A 15905-nucleotide genomic window follows, 5' to 3' on the forward strand; every position below is an offset into this window, starting at 1 on the left:
ATGCGACAAATAGTGTCACTTTCATCCGGGACACGCCCTGCGGTCACACGAGCACGCAGTGCGCGACCGCGCCGAAGTGGCAGCCGCTGCCGACCACGACGAACAGGTGCCAGATGCCATGGGCGTGGCGACTGCAGCCCGGATTGGCGAAGAAGTAGGTTCCGGCGGTGTAGGCACCGGCCCCGGCGACGAACAGCGCCACGCAGGCCACCGGCAGGGCCTGGAGCGCGGGGATGCACACCATCGTGGCCAGCCAGCCGATCGCCAGGTACACCTTGAGCATGGGGCGCTCGACGTCGCCCCACACCGTGCGACGGATCCCCCACAGCGACACGAGCCAGACGCTCGCCAGGGCCACCCACCGCAGCCAGCCGTCGCCGGTCAGGACCGCGAACGGCGTCATCGTGCCGGCGATCAGCAGGAAGATGGCGCCATGGTCCAGGCGGACCCAGAGGCGCTGCCGCCGACCCCGGGTGCTGTGGCAGAGGGTGGAGGCCGCGAACAGCGCGATCAGGGCCGCGCCGAAGATGCAGGCGACGGCGACGCGCCGGCCGCTGCCGGTGCCCGACGCCTGATACGCCAGCCAGGCGGCCGCGGGGATGGCCGCCAGCAGGCCCAGCAGATGGGTGCCCGCGTTCAAGCGTTCGCCTGGATACATCGCCGCCGCCCTGCGCGTCATGAGATGGCCCAGCGTAGCCGGGTCATGTGACGCTCCGTCGGGCAGCAGGTGGCGGGCGTCCAGCCAGCACCACACACACATTCACCACTCAACTTAGTCAACGGCGGCGCATGCACGGCTGCCGGCCACAACGATGCGCAGCATCGCCTGCAACATGAGGCAGTACGGGCCCTTCAATAGGACCGGCAAGGTCTCTAGAGGAGCGCTTCCAAAGAATGTGCCGTCAGTCGGCTGCGGCGGTCGTTCGGTGGGTCGTCAGAAGGCGACGGGCGTCGTCGTAAGAGAGCCCTGCATCCTCTGCCATTCGCTTCACATGCTTCTCATGAAGCATTTCGGCGGCCTTTGCGATGGCGTCACTGTGTCGCGATTTGATCTCCGGCGTTTGACGGTTCACGTCGCTGGTCTTCAGCACCTTTTCCATGTCAGCCCTCCGTTTTGTTGGCTGCGGCTTCGAGGAGCTTCACGTTGAACTCTGCTCTCAACAGATGATGCTCCAGAAGATACTTGTAGCCCAGAATATTTTTTGTCATGTATTCCCGCAGTTCGTTGTCGGACACGAAGAACAGGTGATTCGAAAATTCGATATTCAGGAAGCCGATGATTCGATCGCACCCCATCAGCGGCATTCCGAGATAGTGCTGAATTCGACGATGGCGATCCGTGTTTGACCGGAAGTATTTTTTGCAATCCGACAGCGCTACGGCTTTGCGCGCGCCGGAGTTGATGGCCTTCACGCATTCGTAACCCGCGAACCTTTCGGCGCCCACGTCGATCACATGACTTACGACTTCACCTCCGTCTCGTCTCGGATGATGGCCGGACAGCCGTAGCGTCATAGGGAGCTGCCCCGCAACGGTAAACGGCTCTGCCGCATAGACAGAAATAAACAGGTCGTCCTCTTCACACTTCGGTATCGTGGCGCACAAGTGCTCGGCAAGCCTGCCGATCAGATCCACGATGTGCACGTCGGCCAGATCCTTCCGTCGTTCGGCCAGGCGAAGCGTGTTGCCTCCGCGAGCCGTCAAGACTTCGAGTTCTTTCTCGTCGTCATCGCGCACTGTGATGCAGCACTGCGCGAGCCGCCCAAACGCACCTTTGGGCAGTGGACCAATCTTCAGCTTTTCGAGAGCCACAAGCAGGAGTTTCGCCAGCACAGCGTAGAGGCAGACGTAGGCGAGAACGATCACACCGGTCTCGACCACGCTCCGAGGCACTCCCAACGGCGCGAGCACGCGGGTTCCGTACTGGGTGAGGCTAAAGCTGGTGAGCTTCTTGAACGTCAGCAACGCACCGAGCCCCAACACGATCACCTCGACAAATGTCTCGTGAATCGGTGAACGCGCCTTGGCCGCTGTCCATCGCAGCACTCTCAATGATGTCCTCTTCATTCCACCCTCAGCGCTCTTTCGCCTGTTTTTAGCTTGAGCGATTAGCTTCGTCGAGGGCGCGCATGTGCACCAGAGGTGCAAACCACGAGGGCGATGCTAGGCTGAATGCCTATCGGAAATCTCACAAGATTCGGCTGACGCCGGTTGAGAGATAAATCTCGCAGCGTCTTTCTTACACGTTCGAAACGATGGGGATCGGCGGCCTGCAAGATCTTCAAATCTTGGGTGACCCGCTTTAGCCGATCTTCCGCTCCGTCGGCCTTTAGTGCTTCGATGTCCTCGCGCAGTTGGGAGAAGCTTGCGAGTGGGTCGTTCGAGCCATCTGGCCCGCCCTCCGGATAAAGCAAATCCATCAGCGCTTGAACCGCATCGGATAGACGTCCGAGCTGACGTCCGTAGCTTTGCTGCGAGACGATGCGCGCCTCGGTTCTGCGGTGCGCCCGAATTGAATGCGTTGATGTTGTACGTGATGGGCTGTGTCAGCTGACTCGGCGCCAAAGTCCATGCCCTGACCAACCGATCAGCTGCGAAACATCGAAGGATGGCGACGACGTGGTCATGCGTGGCTATACCAGGGAACATGTGGCACGGCGAAGCCTACGCAGATCGCCGCGCTGGCGAATCCCTCATCGATAGGAGTCGCGCTTAGGCTGGGATCACGAACGCCCTCAGCTCGACCATCAGGCCGTCGCGGAAGCGCCAGACGTCGCAGTAGGCGTTCCGGACCGGCTGCCCGTCGTCGCCCTGGCTCTCGATGGTGCCCAGCGCGATGACGAAGTCCCGCTCGGCGACCAGGTCGGTCACGGTGAACGACGGCGCCTCCGCGTACCCGGTCGACATCCACTGCCGCACCGCCGCCTTCCCTTGGAGCGTGTCCTCGCCGACCGTGGTCCAGGTGATGTCCTCGGCGCAGAACGCCAGGAACCCTTCGGTATCGCCGCGCGTGATGGCGGCATTGGCGGCCGTCAGGGCGGCCTTGTTGCGATCGGACATGGGGGCTCCTTGGTGAGCCTTCACCAGGGCAAGCTGCGCGCCGGTGCCGGCGCTGGTGCCGCTGTCCCGAGGCGGGCGTATCCCTCCTGGGGTCGACGTCGCGATCCAGCGGTCAGCCGCTCAGCGGTTCAACGCTTCGGCGCCGCGTCCTGCGGCGGGGCATCACAGTGCAAGCCCGCCACGCCCAGCGTCCGAGCCGCCGCGCAGGCGTTGATGGCACCGGACGTGCCCATCGAGCCCAGCAGCGCACGTTTCAGCCGCTCGGCATCGGCCGTCGGCACGGCTGCGCGCAGCAGCGCGATCACGCCGGTCGCGTGCGCCGCGGCGAGCGAGCTGCCGGCGTCGATGTCGTAGCCGCCGCCGGGCACTGTCGTCAGCACGGCGCGTCCCGGCGCGGCGAGCCAGCCTTCCGAACCCGCGGCCTCGCCGGTGCTCGCCACCACCAGCGTCCCCGGCACCTCGCTCGGAAATCCCTTGCCGAGCCGCCCCGGCGGCGCCGCCGCCACCAGCACCGCGCCGCGCGACAACGCGTGCTGCGCGAGCCGCGTCAGCAGCGGATCGCTCGGACCGCCCAGGCTGAGGTTGATCACGTCGGCGCCGTCGGCGATGGCCGCGCCGAGCGCCTGCGCCAGCGTGAACGAGTTGCAGCGCGCGGGCGCCGGCCCCGCGTCCGCGCCGGCGCGTGCGACGTCGGTCCAGCAGGCGCGATAACTGGTCACCACGGCGCCGGGCGCGACGCCGACGATGCCCTGCCGGTTGTTCACCTTGGCCGCGATGAGGCCCATCACCTCCGTGCCGTGGCGCTCCGGCACGGCATCGACCTGTGCGCCGCCGCCGGTGACGTAGTCCCGCTGCCCCGACACCTGGCCGAGCAGGTCCGGATGCCGCGCGTCGACGCCGGTGTCGATCACCGCGACCTTCACCCGCGCGCCGACGCTCACCTGCTGCAGCGCCGCCGTCGACATCTGCTGGAAGCCCTTCTGCAGGCCGAAGTAGGGATCGTTGTAGAGCGAGGTCGTGGAGGACGCCGCCGGTGCCGGCGGCGGGACCGCCGCGGGGGCGCCACCGGCGCGACGTCCGGCGCGGGGCCGGCCAGCGTCTCGAAGTCGTTCAGCGGCTGCGCGAGCTTCACCCGCGTGTCCTGGCGCAAACGCGCCAGCACCGTGTCGACATCCTCGCCCGCGCCCAGCGCGTAGAGCATGCAGCGCAGGTTCAGCGGCGCGATGGTCCAGGCGGCCTGCTCGCGCAGGCCGTACTCGCGCGCCAGCGCCTCGGACATCGCCAGGGCCCGCGCGCTGCCCGCATAGCCCGCCATCCGGCGGTAGTCGCCGCGCGCCGAACCGCCGGCCCCGGGCAGCGGCTCGCCGCGGTCCTCGACGGACAGGATGATGAGGCGGTCGTTGGCGGTGGCCATCGAAGGCGTCGCCATCGTCGGGGCCTCGATGGCGTCGGCCACCGCGTGGGCCGCGCCGCTGAAGGCGAACGCCGTCGTCAGGAGGGTCAGCGTCGAGACGACGTCGACGATCCTTCGTGCGATCGAAGACGGCATCGCTCAGCGCCCCGGCGCCGCAGCGCCGACCGGCTCGGCGAGCAGCACGCCCGGCTCCGAGCGCAGGCGGTCGACCATCGCGGGAACGGCCTCGACCGGCGCCGGCTGCAGCGGCGCGAGCAGCAGGCTGCTCGCGTCCTCGTCCGCGCCGACGATCCGCAGTCCGTGGTGCGTCAGCACCTGCCGCAGCCGGCCCATGTCCACGCGCTCCTCGGGGACCAGCCGTACCACCGCGCCGGCGGGCAGCGCGGCCGGCTGGCTCAGCGTCACGTAGTCGGCGGGCGGATGGCCGTCGCTCCACAGGCGCAGGCCGAGCACGCACATCGCCACCGCCTGCACCGCCACCGCCGCCGTCAGCCAGCGCGTCGTGCGCGAGCCGCCGTCGTTGGCGGACGCGCCGCGCGGGCCTTCGACCGGCGTCACCGGTCCCGCGTCGCGGTCGCGCGCCCACAGCCGGTCCAGGCCGGCCTGGATCGCGGCTTCCTCGGCCTCGCTGCCGGCCGCGCCCGCGGCGCCCGATGGGCGCGGCGCATCCTGCATGCCGCGGTGGATCTGCTGCTGCAGCGCGAGCTCGTCGCGGCAATGGGCGCAGTGCGGCAGGTGCGCCTGCACGAGGCGGCGCTGCTCCGCCGTCGCCGTGCCGGCGACGACCCAGGCGATCGCGTCCCACACCTGGCGGTGCTCGTTGGGTTGACCCATCGCCGGATCGCCTGCGGGAAGTCCGGCGCGGTCGGAGGGGGCATCGTGGGAAGTCATCGGATCGGTCCTTCAGTGCCGCTGGCCGGGGGGATGTCGCCGCCCAGCTCGGGCAGCACGTTGCGCAGCCGGACCCGCGCGTGGAACATGCGGGCCTTCACGGTGCCGGTGGCGCAATTCATGATGCGGGCGATGTCCTCGCAGGTCTCGCCCAGGTAGTACGCCAGCTCCAGCGTCACCCGCTGTTCCACCGGCAGCGCCGCCAGGCCGCGGGCCACCCAGTCGCGCAGTTCGCGGTCGGCGGCCTCGTTGAACGCGGGCTCGGCCATCGCCAGTTCGGCGTCGCTGACGGCGGAGGCGTTGATCTCCTGCGCCGTCACGCCGTCGCGCAGCGCCTTCAGCATGCAGCGGTAGGCGATGCCATGGATCCAGGTCGAGACCCGCGACTCGCCGCGGAAGTTGCCGGCGGTCCGCCACACGATCCACAGCGTGTCGTTGACGACCTCCTCGGCCAGGTCGGGCCGGCCGCAACTGCGCAGCACGAAGCGCGACAGCCGCGGCTGGCAGTGCCGGTACAGCTGCTCGAAAGCCGACCGGTCGCCGGCCGCGGCGGCCTGCAGCCAGGCACGCAGACGCGACTCGGCGGCCGTGTCCGCTTCATTCGGAACAGGTTGAAACATGGGCGACTGATTTCTGCAGAAGTGTCCCTCATGGGTGCCAGAATCGCCGCCGATGGTTGCCGTGCCCCCAAAAATCTCGCTCGAGCCGTCGCCTGGCTGGCGTCGGGCCTCGTCGCGTCAGGGGGCGTCGCCGCGCAGAACTGGGGCGGGACGGTGTCGGTCGTGAGCGAGCGCGTCTCGCGCGGGATCAGCCTGAGCGGCGACCAGCCGGGCGCCACCGCCGACCTCTACTACCGCGATGACCGCAACTGGAGCCTGGGCCTCGGCCTGGGCACGATGCACGGCCGCAACGGGGCCAAGGCGGAGGCGATCCTCTCGGCGACCCGCTGGTGGCAGATCGATGACCGCCGCGTCGTCACGCTGTCCGGCGCCCACTACGCCTATGCCGGCGGCGGCAACGCGGACCGTCTGCGCTACAGCGAGTTGTCGCTCGGCGGGCTGTGGGACACGGCCGCGTGGGGGCAGTGGGGCGCGACGGTGTCGGTGTCGCCGGACCTGGCCGCGTACTCGTCGTGGGGCTACCTCGGCCATCGCGGCGCGACCATCGCCGAGCTGACCTGGCACCGCCGCCTGGTCGATGCGCTGGCGGCCGACCTGGGCTGGGGCACGGTCTCCAACTGGGGCCATGGCAGCGGGTCCTACCGTTTCGCCAACGCGGGGCTGTCCTACACCGTCGGGGACTGGCGCTTCAGCGCGTCGCGGCTGTACAGCTCGCTGCCGCAACGCGGCGACCCGTCGCTGCAGCGCTGGGTCGCCGGCGTGGCCTGGTCGTTCTGAGCCCTCCCGCAGTCAGCCGTCAGCCTGACTGCTGCTCCAGGAACCGCTGCGCATCCAGCGCCGCCATGCACCCGGTACCGGCGCTGGTGATGGCCTGGCGATAGATGTGGTCCTGCACGTCGCCGGCAGCGAAAACGCCCGGCACGCTGGTCATCGTGAAGAAGCCCTCCGAGCCGCTGCGTGTCAGCACGTAGCCGTCGCGCAGCTCGATCTGTCCGCGGAAGATCTCCGTGTTGGGCTTGTGCCCGATCGCGATGAAGCAGCCCTGCAGCTGGACGTCGGTCGTCGCGCCGTCCTGCGTGCTCTTGATGCGCACGCCGTTCACGCCGCCGGCATCGCCCAGTACCTCTTCCAAGGTATGGAACACGTGCAGCTCGATCCTGCCGGCCTTGACCTTGTCCATCAGCTTGTCGACCAGGATGGGCTCGGCGCGGAACTTGTCGCGGCGATGGATCAGATGGACCTTGCCGGCGATGTTGGACAGGTACAGCGCCTCCTCGACGGCGGTGTTGCCGCCGCCGACGACGCAGACCTCCTGCCCGCGATAGAAGAAGCCGTCGCAGGTCGCGCAGGCGCTGACGCCGCGGCCCATGAACGCCGCTTCGGACGGCAGGCCCAGGTACTGCGCCGACGCGCCGGTGGCGAGGATCACCGCGTCGGCGGTGTAGACCGCGTTGTCGCCGGTGAGCGTGAACGGGCGCGCCGAGAAATCGACTCCGTTGATGTGGTCGAAGACGATCTCGGTCTGGAAGCGCTCGGCGTGCTGCTGGAAACGCTGCATCAGCTCGGGGCCCTGCACGCCCATCACGTCGGCGGGCCAGTTGTCGACCTCGGTCGTGGTCATCAGCTGACCGCCTTGCGCGATGCCGGTGACGAGCAGCGGCTTCAGGTTGGCGCGCGCGGCATAGAGCGCGGCGGTGTAGCCGGCGGGGCCCGAGCCGAGGATCAGCAGGGCGGTGTGTCGTTGGGGGAGGCTCATGTCGGTTCTGCCTGGCGTTTCGTCACGGATCACAGCTTGGCGCGGTCCAGGCGCTGGGCGAATTCGTCGGCGGGCAGGAAGCCGATCGTGCGGGCGGCGGCGAGTTCCTTCCCCTGCGGGTCGAAGAACAGGATCCCCGGCGGGCCGAACAGCTGGAAACGCTTGAGCAGGGCCTTCGCCTCGGCGCTGTTGGCGGTCACGTCGGCCTGCAGCAGGCGCGCGCTGCGCAGCCGCGAGGCGATCGCGGGGTCGGAGAAGGTGAGGTGTTCCATCTCCTTGCAGGCGACGCACCAGTCGGCGTAGAAGTCCAGCATCACCGGACGGTCGGACGACGCGAGCGCCGCATCGAGCTGCGCCACCGTCGTGATGCGCTCGAAGGTCGGCGCCGAGGTGGCGCGCGACGCGGCCTCGGCGCTGGCGAGCGGCAGACCGTCCACCGGGCCCCGCGCCAGATGGCGCAGCGGCATCAGCACGCTGTCGCCGCCGGACAGCGCGCCGCCGATCATCGCGGCGGACCACAGCGCCACCAGCGCGCCGCCGGCCTTGAGGGCGCGCGGCCGGCCGGCCTCGAACGCACCCAGGCAGATCGCCGCGACCAGCGCCACCGCGCCGATCAGGAACATCAGCGCGCCGGTCGGCAGCACCGGCGAGACCAGCCACAGCGCGACCGCGATCAGCAGCAGGCCGAAGAAGGTCTTCACATGCTCCATCCAGCGGCCCGCGCGCGGCAGCAGCGTGCCGGCGGACAGCCCGAGCAGCAGCAGCGGCACGCTCATGCCGCAGGCCAGCGCGAACAGCGCCGAGCCGCCCAGCACCACGTCGCGGGTCTGGCTGATGTAGACGAGCGCGCCGGCCAGCGGTGCCGCGACGCACGGCCCCACCAGCAGCGCCGACAGCCCGCCCATCAGGAACACGCCGACGTGCCGGCCGCCCTTGATGCGGTTGGACGCGTTGTTGACGCGGTCCTGGATGAACCCCGGCATCTGGAATTCCCAGACCCCGAACATCGACAGCGCCAGCACCGACAGCAGCAGCGCGAAGCTGCCCAGCACCCACGGGTTCTGCAGCGCGGCGGCGAAGCCCGAGCCGAGCAGGCCGGCGACGACCCCGGCGCTGGTGTAGACCATCGCCATGCCCAGCGAGTACGCGACGGCCAGCGAGAAGCCGCGCGCCCGCGAGACCGGCGCGCCCTGGCCGACGATGATCGACGACAGGATCGGGAGCATCGGCAGCACGCAGGGCGTGAACGAGAGCAGCAGGCCGCCGAGCAGGAACATGCCGACGACGCGCAGCAGGCTGCCGGACTGGAGCGCGGCGGCGCTGCTGTCGACGGGGGCCTGGTCGGCGGCGGAGGTCGCGGCCGTCGAGGAGGAAGACGACGGCGTCGCGGTGATGCTCGGGGACGCCGATGCGGCCGGGGTTCCGGATCCCGTCGGCGCCGCATCCTCGATCGGTGCGGACAGCGCGTCCGGCTGCGCCTCCCAGCGCGCCTTCAACAGTCCGTCGCCGCCTCGTTCCAGATGCACCAGCGCCTGCTGCGGCGGATAGCAGAGGCCGCGATCCGCGCAGCCCTGGTAGCGCACCGTCAGCGTCTGCGGCACGACGCCCTGCGGCAGCGGCTGCACGACGCGGACGGCGTCGGCCCACAGCGTCATCGTCTTGTTGAAGTTGGGATCGAAGACCGACTTGCCGGCCGGCAGGCCCGGCGCGGGCAGCGTGGCGCCATCGGCCTCGATGGCGAAGCGCTCGCGGTACAGGTGGTAGCCGGCGGCGATGTCGAATTCGACGACCACCGTGGACGTGGCTGCAGCGCCCGAGCCGCCCGCGCCCTCCGCAGGCGCTTCGATGCGCGCGCGTCCCGGGAAGGCCTGGGTGGGTTCCAGGAACGCGGGTTGATCGATCGCCGCGAGGGCGGGTCCCGGGGCGGTGACGGCCAGCGCGAACGCGGCCGCCGCACCGGCGAGGAAGGTGGCGAGGAGTCTCATGGCGAGGTCGGAAGTGGGATCAGTTGGTCGGGGTCGTGCGTGCGGACCTGGCCGTCGGCATCGACGAGCAGGAATCCGACGCCCGGCGTGTTCAGGCGCGAGGGCGCGTCGCCGCCGATCAGCATGGCCATCGTGGCCAGCGCGCCGGCCGCGACGCACAGCGGCGCGATGACGCTGACGGCCTGCCAGTGGCGGACCGGCTGCCCGCTGCGCGGATCGAGGATGTGGCAGCAGCGCCGGCCGTCGGGGGTGATGAAGAAGCGCTCGTAGTCGCCGCTGGTGGCGAGCGCGCCGTCGGCCAGCGGGATGCGGGCGCAGACCTCGTCCTCGCGGCGGGGATGGCGGATCGCGAAGACCCACGGCTCGCCGTCCGGCCGCGGACCGAGGACGCGGATGTCGCCGCCGAGGTTGACGAAGCCGTGGCGCACGCCGAGCCCGCGCAGCGCGGCGACGGCGCGATCGGCGGCGTACTCCTTGCCGATGCCGCCGAAGTCGATCTCCATGCCCGCCTGTGGCAGCGCGATGGCGCGCCCGTCCCATTGCACGCGGTGCCAGCCGATGCGCTGCCGCAGCAGCGCCAGCGCGTCAGGCGCGGGCTCGCGGCCGGCCTTGAAGTCCCAGGCGCGGCGCAGGCAGCCGCTGGTGATGTCGAAGAGGCCGTCGCTCTGCCGATGCAGCTCGGCCGCGAAGTTCAGCAGCTGCGCCGTCTCCTCGTCGACGGCGACGGCATTGCGGCCGGCCCGCGCGTTGATCGCGGAGATCACGCTGTCGTCGCGATAGCGCGAGTACTTGCGCTCGATGCGGCGCACCTCGGCCTCGACGGCCTCGCTGGCGTCGGCGGCCAGGTCCGCCGCCACGCCGCCGAGCACGACCTCGTTGGGCGAGGCCATCGCGGTGAAGGCATGGCGGTGGACGGACCACATGGCGCGCTCGTCGGTTCCAGCGGGGCGGTGGGTCAGAACCGGTGGGACAGGCCGACCTGCAGCCAGTCGGCCTGGAAGCGGTCCAGCCCCGGCGAGCCGCTGCCGCCCAGGCGCCAGGCGGCGCGCTGTTCGTAGTGCTCGAGGCTCAGGTCGGCGGTCCAGCGGGGTGCGATCTCGTAGGCGACCTTCATCCCGACGGTGATCGCACCGAAGGCGGACAGCCGCTGGTCCGGGGACAGGTATTGCGGCGAGGTCGCCGTGTAGCCCGGCGGCAGCGGCGCGCCGAGCGCGGCGTCGTAGACCGGGTCGTAATAGAACTTGGCGGCGCGCTGCGTCGTGTAGCGCAGCGACGGCGTCAGCGTCCATCCGCCGGACAGCGGCTGCACCCACGCCGTTTCCAGCGTGTTGGCGCGCACGCCGAAGCTGTCGGCGTAATAGCGCCAGCTGCTGCGCAGCGTCGCCTTCCAGTCGGTGAAGTGATGATTCCAACGCGTCATCAGCGTGTACTGCTCGCGGCGGTCGGGGCGACGGTCCGGGAACTTGTACGGGTCCGAGTACATGCCGTGGCCCCAGCTCGCGCCGAGGCTGAGCTGCACCAGGTCCACCGCCGTCCAGGCCTGCGTCACGCCGGCGGTCAGCTGCGTCGTGTTGCGGCCGCGGCTGAGCGTCGGGTCGTCGGAGGAGCCGATCCAGTCGTCGCTGAAGGCGGCGCCGATGTTCCAGGTGGTGTTGTTGTCCTCGCTGGAACGGCGATAGCCGGCGGACACGGTGCGCGAGCGGTAGTCATGCTCGGTCGAGTACGCGGCGCCGAGCGACCAGGCATCGCGGTCGTCGTAGCGGGTGACCTGGATGTCGCTGGCCTTGCGGGTCTCCTCCAGCCGCGAGGCGCCGGAGACCGCGCTGTGATACCGCGGCGAGGCGCCGGAGACGCTGTCGTTCACCAGCGAGCCCTCGACGGACCAGCGGCCCGCGACCGGCACCATCAGGTAGACCGACGGCGCCGTGACCTTGATCCGGTCGAAGCCCGGCTGGCGGTCGCGGTAGTGGAGCAGCTTGACGGACATCTCGGCCTGCTCGGGCGGGGTCTCGGCGAGCGCCGGGGCCTGCAGACCCGGGAGCAGCAGCGCGGCGGCGAGCACGCCGCCCCAGGCGCTGCGGTGGCTGCCGGTGTCCTGCGGGGCGGCCAGGGGGTCGTCCGTGGTCATGTCGTGCTCAGTTGCAGCCACAGCCACCTCCTCCCACGCCATTGCCGCCGGAGGCGTTCTCCTTGCTCGTGTAGATGTGCTGCGCGAAGCGGTCGCCGAGGACGTCGCCGCCCATCGTCATCTCGGGGCGGGCGAGGGCGCCCTTCTCCCAGGCTTGGGGAGGCTGCATCGCGCAGCCGGTGCTGGCGACCGCGATCAGCGCGGCGATCGCGGCCGGCGCGCGGCGGCGCCAGGAGGAAGTCAGGGACATCGGTATCTCCTTCAAGAGGTCTTCAGCGCGGCGGCGATGCGGGCTTCAAGTTCAGCCTCGTCCTCGGCGCGGAAACCGCTGTGCTGCATCAGCACGCGTCCGTCCGGACCCAGCAGCACGGAGCTCGGCATCGTCCGCACGCCGACACGGCGGGCCGAGTCGCCCTTCGGGTCGAAGCCCAGCGAGACGTTGGCCGGCACTTCCTTGAGGAAGGCCTGGGCGTCCGCGCGGCTCGCGTCCAGGTTCACGGCGACGATGCGCAGACCCTGCGCGCCGTACTTGGCCTGCATGCGGTTCATCCACGGGAAGGACTGGCGGCACGGGCCGCACCAGGAGGCCCAGAAGTCGACGTAGGTCACCTTGGCCTTGCCGTCGTGCAGCGGCACCGGCGCGCCGTCCGCGCTCGGGACGTTCGCGACGGGGAGCGGCTGGCCGATGTCCGCGGCCGATGCCTCCATCGGCGTGAACGACAGCGCCGTCGCCAAGCCCGCAGCGGCCAGCGCGAGGGGCGTTGCACGCGCGCTGCGGCGACGCCACAGGATCAACGCGGAGAGCCCCGCCATCACCAGCAGCAACGGGTCCGCGGCGCCGGTGCCGGCACCGATCGTGCAACCGCCGCCGCCGCTGTTCGACGCTTCCGTGCTGCCCGGCGCGCCGCGCAGCGCGACCGTCGCCGTGGCGGGCGTCATGTCACCTTGCAGCGTGAGCGTGCCGGTGTCCGTGCCCGTGGGCGCGGAGGCGGCCGCGGCGGCGCCCAGCCAGCGCAGCGTGACCTGGCAGTTCGCGCCGGGCTGGACGGTGAAGGGCGCGGCGCCGCAGGCGTTGGTGCCGGTGGTGTCGATCGAGAAGCGGGCGCTGTCCACGCTCAACGCGCTGACGTGCAGCACGCCGGCGCCGCTGTTGGTCAGCGTCAGCGGTCGGCCGTTCGTGTCCGCAGGGCCGAAGTCCAGCGAGGTCACCGACAGCTGCAGCGCCGGTTGCGGCGGCGCGAGGCCGACACCGGTCAGCGTCAGCGGCGCGGGCAACGAGGCGTTGTCGGCAACCACCGCGGCGGTGGCGGCGCGGGCACCGACACCGCGCGGGCTGAAGCCGATCGCGAGGTCGCAGTCGGCGCCGACCGCCAGCGAGGCGCCGGCGGTGCAGGTGGAACTCGTGTCGACGCGGTAGTCGGCCGCGGCCTCGCCGGCGAGCGCGAAGCTGCCCAGCGTGGCGGCGACGTCGCCGGTGTTGCTCAGCGTGAAGTGCTTGAGGCCGCCGTCCGCGCCCATCGTGACGGTGCCGAAGTCGGCGCTGGTCGCGGCGGTCCAGACCAGGATCGGCGTGTTGGTGAGCACGCCCGTGCCGCTCAGCGCGACGGCCTGCGGGGAGGCGGCCGCGTTGCTGGTGAGGGTCAGGGAGCCGGTCGCCGCGCCGGCACCGGCGGGGGCGAAGCGGACCGCGACGGCGCAGGTGCCGCCGGCGGGCACGCCGCCGCTGCAGGTGTCGGTCGTGGTGAACGGCCCCGTGGCGGCGATGGTGCTGAAGGTGAGCGCGGCGTTGCCGGTGTTGGAGACGGTGACCGTCTGCGCGGCGCTGGTCCGTCCGACGGTCAGGGCGCCGAAGCCGAGCTGCGCGGTCGACAGCGAGGAGACCGGCGTGGGCTGCGCCTGGCCGGTGCCGCTCATGGCGATGTTGACGTTGGCGGTGGCGTTGCCGGCGGTGGGCGCGATCGCGGCGACGGCCAGCGTGGCGGTGCGTGCGCCGGTCGCGGCCGGCGCGAAGGTGGCGGTGACGGTGCAGTTCGCGCCGACGGCCAGCGGCGTGCCGACGGCACAGCTGCCGCCGCGGGTGAAGTCGGCGGCGTTTGCGCCGGTGACGCCGATGCTGCTGAAGTCCAGCGAGGCGGTGCCGGTGTTGCTCAGCGTGACGGTGCGTGCGGCGGAGGCGCTGGCCAGCGGCTGGTTGCCGAAGTCGAGCGCGGCGGCGTCGGCGGAGAGCACGGCCGTCAGCGTGACGTTGGCGGTGCCGGCGAGCGCGATGGGGATGGGCGTCGAGATGCCGTTGTGGCTGATCGTCAGCGCGCCGTTGCGGGCCCCGGCGGCGGTCGGGTGGAAGACGACGCCGACGGTGCAGCTGGTGCCCGCGGGCACGGTCGTGCCGCAGGAACCGCCCTGCACGGCGAAGTCGCCGCTGGCGACCGCGGAGAGGCTGCCGAGCGCGGCGATGCGGCTGGCGCTGATCGTGATGGTGGAGACCGCGCTGGACTGCCCGACGGCGGTCTGCGCGAAGCTGATCGAGGAGGGCGAGTTGCCGAGGTAGGCGGCGATGTTGGCGATGTCCGCCGCCGAGACGGCCCCACCGACGCCGCTCATCTGCGGGATCGTGTTGATGGCGTTCTGGATCATCGCGGGGCTGTTGCGGCCGCGGTCGACGACGGCGGTGGACGCCACCGTGTGGCAGGCGGCGCAGACCTGCGAGAACCTGGACTGGCCGGCGACGGGGTCGGCGGCGAAGGCGGGACCCGCCAGGACCGCGGCCGTGAGGGCGACAGTCGCGACGATCGCGCCGGGAAGGGCGGTGCGCAGGGGAAGGGTCATGGCGGGAGCCTCGTCAGGATGAAGAGAGGGAAGCGGAAACCGACGCGGTCGACGACAGCGGCGCCTCGGGTGCGGGTGCGGAAGCGGAAACGGTCGACGACAGCGGCGCATCGGGCGCTGGCGTCGACAGGAGCAGTGGCAGCAGCGCGGGCGCCGCGAGCAGCCAGCAGGCGTTGAAGCCCGCATGCCAGGCGATGCAGCGGGGCAGCGAACGGTGTCGTCGGTAGCCGCGGCCGATCCACCAGGCGGGCACGGCGGTGGCGAGCGCCAGCAGCAGCGCGGAAAGCGGCGGCGCGGGCGTGACGATGGCGAGCACGATCGCGTGCGCCGCGCCGAAGGCGAGCGCGGTCAGCACGACGGCATGGCGCCGCGCGGCGGCGGCGCGTGCGGTCGACAGCCGCTCCTGGAGCCCGAGCCGGAAGAGGACCTCTTCGAAGCAGGGCGCGAGCAGGAGTTGCCGGAGCACGACGTCCCAGGGGACGGCGACGGGGAGGAAGGGCGGCATGGGCGCGGCGGAAATTCACGCAGGGGTTCTGCGTAGGTGCCGGCGCGCGGAAGAAAGGTTGCGAACGCGCAGAGGCGTTACGAGTTGGTCACAAACGGGCTCGGGCTCGGGCTCGGGCTCAGGGCCGTCGTCCGGGGCGAGCCGTTCAGCCGCGTCGTCGGCCGGCCATTTCCTCGCCCATGAGCCGCTGCTCGGGGTCAGGTGTTGCCGCGCTCGCCGCCGGATACGCGTCGTGGTCCTCGGCGTCGATGTGACGCCGGTACAGCGTGGCGAAGGTCTGCGAACGCTCACGCGCGGCGGCCAGCGTCCCGCCGGGCATCGATCCGTCACGGATCGCCGTCAGGTCCGGGACGATCGCGGCCCAGCGCGTCTCCATCTCCCGATGGTCCGCCAGCAGGCGATCGGCGAGCTCGCCGTTTCCCTGCTCGCGCAGGCGCGGAAAGACGTGCAGTTCCTCGTCCTCGTGATGCAGCGGCGCGGCGATCGTGAAGTAGCGCAGCACGTCCTTCGCGGCGTCCGTCGCCTGCGCGTCGCAGCCGTGCGTGGCCACATGCGCGCCGAGGCGTTCGAGCAGGTCCAGCGTCCGCTCCATCCGTTCATGGCACGCGGCCATCAGCGCGAAGGGCTCGTCGAAACCCGCGGCGGGGGAGGCGTGCAGGAGATTCATGGAGGGAGGTCCCGCGTCGTTCCGAGGTACTCCAGGCTGGTTCCCGGACGCGG

At 70.8% G+C, this 15905-nt stretch carries 17 protein-coding genes; 1 reads left to right on the top strand and 16 read right to left on the bottom strand.

Annotated elements, in window-relative coordinates; translation table 11 throughout:
• Window positions 1–43: 43 nt before the first annotated feature.
• The 8 genes from trhA to ACQ86G_RS08565 all read right to left on the bottom strand — a co-directional run bounded on the left by trhA (window position 44) and on the right by ACQ86G_RS08565 (window position 5985).
• Window positions 44–640, bottom strand: coding sequence for a PAQR family membrane homeostasis protein TrhA (gene trhA, locus ACQ86G_RS08530; RefSeq protein WP_431260180.1), 597 nt, complete (start codon window positions 638–640; stop codon window positions 44–46).
• Window positions 641–902: 262 nt separating this feature from the next.
• Window positions 903–1100, bottom strand: coding sequence for a hypothetical protein (locus ACQ86G_RS08535; protein ID WP_431260181.1), 198 nt, complete (start codon window positions 1098–1100; stop codon window positions 903–905).
• Window position 1101: 1 nt separating this feature from the next.
• The gene (locus tag ACQ86G_RS08540; protein ID WP_431260182.1) at window positions 1102–2052 is read right to left on the bottom strand and encodes a hypothetical protein; all 951 of its coding nucleotides are present in this window, start codon (window positions 2050–2052) and stop codon (window positions 1102–1104) included.
• Between the two features lie 660 nt (window positions 2053–2712).
• The gene (locus ACQ86G_RS08545) at window positions 2713–3060 is read right to left on the bottom strand and encodes a nuclear transport factor 2 family protein (RefSeq protein ID WP_431260183.1); all 348 of its coding nucleotides are present in this window, start codon (window positions 3058–3060) and stop codon (window positions 2713–2715) included.
• 128 nt (window positions 3061–3188) lie between these two features.
• On the bottom strand, window positions 3189–4025 hold the full coding sequence (locus ACQ86G_RS08550; protein WP_431260184.1) for a S8 family peptidase: 837 nt from the start codon (window positions 4023–4025) through the stop codon (window positions 3189–3191).
• A complete protein-coding gene (locus ACQ86G_RS08555; RefSeq protein ID WP_431260185.1) occupies window positions 3998–4609 on the bottom strand; it encodes a hypothetical protein in 612 nt (203 codons plus the stop codon). The genes ACQ86G_RS08550 and ACQ86G_RS08555 overlap by 28 nt, the downstream gene beginning before the upstream one ends.
• 3 nt (window positions 4610–4612) lie before the next feature.
• Complete coding sequence (locus tag ACQ86G_RS08560; protein ID WP_431260186.1) at window positions 4613–5365, bottom strand: zf-HC2 domain-containing protein; 753 nt, start codon at window positions 5363–5365, stop codon at window positions 4613–4615.
• Complete coding sequence (locus tag ACQ86G_RS08565; protein WP_431260187.1) at window positions 5362–5985, bottom strand: RNA polymerase sigma factor; 624 nt, start codon at window positions 5983–5985, stop codon at window positions 5362–5364. Before ACQ86G_RS08565 ends, ACQ86G_RS08560 begins: the two co-directional genes overlap by 4 nt.
• A 30-nt stretch (window positions 5986–6015) precedes the next feature.
• On the opposite strand from ACQ86G_RS08565, the gene ACQ86G_RS08570 reads away from it, so the two are divergent.
• The gene (locus ACQ86G_RS08570) at window positions 6016–6762 is read left to right on the top strand and encodes a hypothetical protein (protein ID WP_431260188.1); all 747 of its coding nucleotides are present in this window, start codon (window positions 6016–6018) and stop codon (window positions 6760–6762) included.
• A 19-nt stretch (window positions 6763–6781) separates the two neighbouring features.
• Here the strand turns inward: ACQ86G_RS08570 and trxB are convergent, their stop codons facing one another.
• The 8 genes from trxB to ACQ86G_RS08610 all read right to left on the bottom strand — a co-directional run bounded on the left by trxB (window position 6782) and on the right by ACQ86G_RS08610 (window position 15852).
• On the bottom strand, window positions 6782–7741 hold the full coding sequence (trxB, locus tag ACQ86G_RS08575; protein WP_431260189.1) for a thioredoxin-disulfide reductase: 960 nt from the start codon (window positions 7739–7741) through the stop codon (window positions 6782–6784).
• A gap of 29 nt (window positions 7742–7770) precedes the next feature.
• A complete protein-coding gene (dsbD, locus tag ACQ86G_RS08580) occupies window positions 7771–9726 on the bottom strand; it encodes a protein-disulfide reductase DsbD (protein ID WP_431260190.1) in 1956 nt (651 codons plus the stop codon).
• On the bottom strand, window positions 9723–10649 hold the full coding sequence (locus ACQ86G_RS08585) for an FAD:protein FMN transferase (RefSeq protein ID WP_431260191.1): 927 nt from the start codon (window positions 10647–10649) through the stop codon (window positions 9723–9725). Before ACQ86G_RS08585 ends, dsbD begins: the two co-directional genes overlap by 4 nt.
• A gap of 32 nt (window positions 10650–10681) precedes the next feature.
• Complete coding sequence (locus ACQ86G_RS08590) at window positions 10682–11854, bottom strand: DUF3570 domain-containing protein (protein WP_431260192.1); 1173 nt, start codon at window positions 11852–11854, stop codon at window positions 10682–10684.
• A 7-nt stretch (window positions 11855–11861) separates the two neighbouring features.
• Complete coding sequence (locus tag ACQ86G_RS08595; protein ID WP_431260193.1) at window positions 11862–12104, bottom strand: DUF4266 domain-containing protein; 243 nt, start codon at window positions 12102–12104, stop codon at window positions 11862–11864.
• Between the two features lie 11 nt (window positions 12105–12115).
• Window positions 12116–14680, bottom strand: a complete 2565-nt coding sequence (locus ACQ86G_RS08600) for a choice-of-anchor D domain-containing protein (protein ID WP_431260194.1) — start codon at window positions 14678–14680, stop codon at window positions 12116–12118.
• A gap of 13 nt (window positions 14681–14693) precedes the next feature.
• Entirely contained in the window at window positions 14694–15185 is a 492-nt protein-coding gene (locus ACQ86G_RS08605) for a CPBP family glutamic-type intramembrane protease (RefSeq protein WP_431260195.1), read from the bottom strand.
• A 145-nt stretch (window positions 15186–15330) separates the two neighbouring features.
• Window positions 15331–15852 carry a hemerythrin domain-containing protein gene (locus tag ACQ86G_RS08610; RefSeq protein ID WP_431260196.1) on the bottom strand — a complete coding sequence of 174 codons (522 nt, stop codon included), beginning with the start codon at window positions 15850–15852 and terminating at the stop codon, window positions 15331–15333.
• Window positions 15853–15905 lie beyond the last annotated feature (53 nt).

Origin of the sequence: Roseateles chitinivorans (genome assembly GCF_050632145.1) — a bacterium.
GTDB lineage: Bacteria > Pseudomonadota > Gammaproteobacteria > Burkholderiales > Burkholderiaceae_C > Roseateles > Roseateles chitinivorans_B.

What these genes read in the sequence shown, in the direction of transcription:
- ACQ86G_RS08535 (WP_431260181.1), bottom strand. Translation starts at nt 1,100, where the DNA reads ATGGAAAAGGTGCTGAAGACCAGCGACGTGAACCGTCAAACGCCGGAG.
- ACQ86G_RS08545 (WP_431260183.1), bottom strand. Translation starts at nt 3,060, where the DNA reads ATGTCCGATCGCAACAAGGCCGCCCTGACGGCCGCCAATGCCGCCATC.
- ACQ86G_RS08550 (WP_431260184.1), bottom strand. Translation starts at nt 4,025, where the DNA reads ATGTCGACGGCGGCGCTGCAGCAGGTGAGCGTCGGCGCGCGGGTGAAG.
- ACQ86G_RS08555 (WP_431260185.1), bottom strand. Translation starts at nt 4,609, where the DNA reads ATGCCGTCTTCGATCGCACGAAGGATCGTCGACGTCGTCTCGACGCTG.
- ACQ86G_RS08560 (WP_431260186.1), bottom strand. Translation starts at nt 5,365, where the DNA reads ATGACTTCCCACGATGCCCCCTCCGACCGCGCCGGACTTCCCGCAGGC.
- ACQ86G_RS08565 (WP_431260187.1), bottom strand. Translation starts at nt 5,985, where the DNA reads ATGTTTCAACCTGTTCCGAATGAAGCGGACACGGCCGCCGAGTCGCGT.
- ACQ86G_RS08570 (WP_431260188.1), top strand. Translation starts at nt 6,016, where the DNA reads ATGGGTGCCAGAATCGCCGCCGATGGTTGCCGTGCCCCCAAAAATCTC.
- trxB (WP_431260189.1), bottom strand. Translation starts at nt 7,741, where the DNA reads ATGAGCCTCCCCCAACGACACACCGCCCTGCTGATCCTCGGCTCGGGC.
- dsbD (WP_431260190.1), bottom strand. Translation starts at nt 9,726, where the DNA reads ATGAGACTCCTCGCCACCTTCCTCGCCGGTGCGGCGGCCGCGTTCGCG.
- ACQ86G_RS08585 (WP_431260191.1), bottom strand. Translation starts at nt 10,649, where the DNA reads ATGTGGTCCGTCCACCGCCATGCCTTCACCGCGATGGCCTCGCCCAAC.
- ACQ86G_RS08590 (WP_431260192.1), bottom strand. Translation starts at nt 11,854, where the DNA reads ATGACCACGGACGACCCCCTGGCCGCCCCGCAGGACACCGGCAGCCAC.
- ACQ86G_RS08595 (WP_431260193.1), bottom strand. Translation starts at nt 12,104, where the DNA reads ATGTCCCTGACTTCCTCCTGGCGCCGCCGCGCGCCGGCCGCGATCGCC.
- ACQ86G_RS08600 (WP_431260194.1), bottom strand. Translation starts at nt 14,680, where the DNA reads ATGACCCTTCCCCTGCGCACCGCCCTTCCCGGCGCGATCGTCGCGACT.
- ACQ86G_RS08605 (WP_431260195.1), bottom strand. Translation starts at nt 15,185, where the DNA reads ATGCCGCCCTTCCTCCCCGTCGCCGTCCCCTGGGACGTCGTGCTCCGG.
- ACQ86G_RS08610 (WP_431260196.1), bottom strand. Translation starts at nt 15,852, where the DNA reads ATGAATCTCCTGCACGCCTCCCCCGCCGCGGGTTTCGACGAGCCCTTC.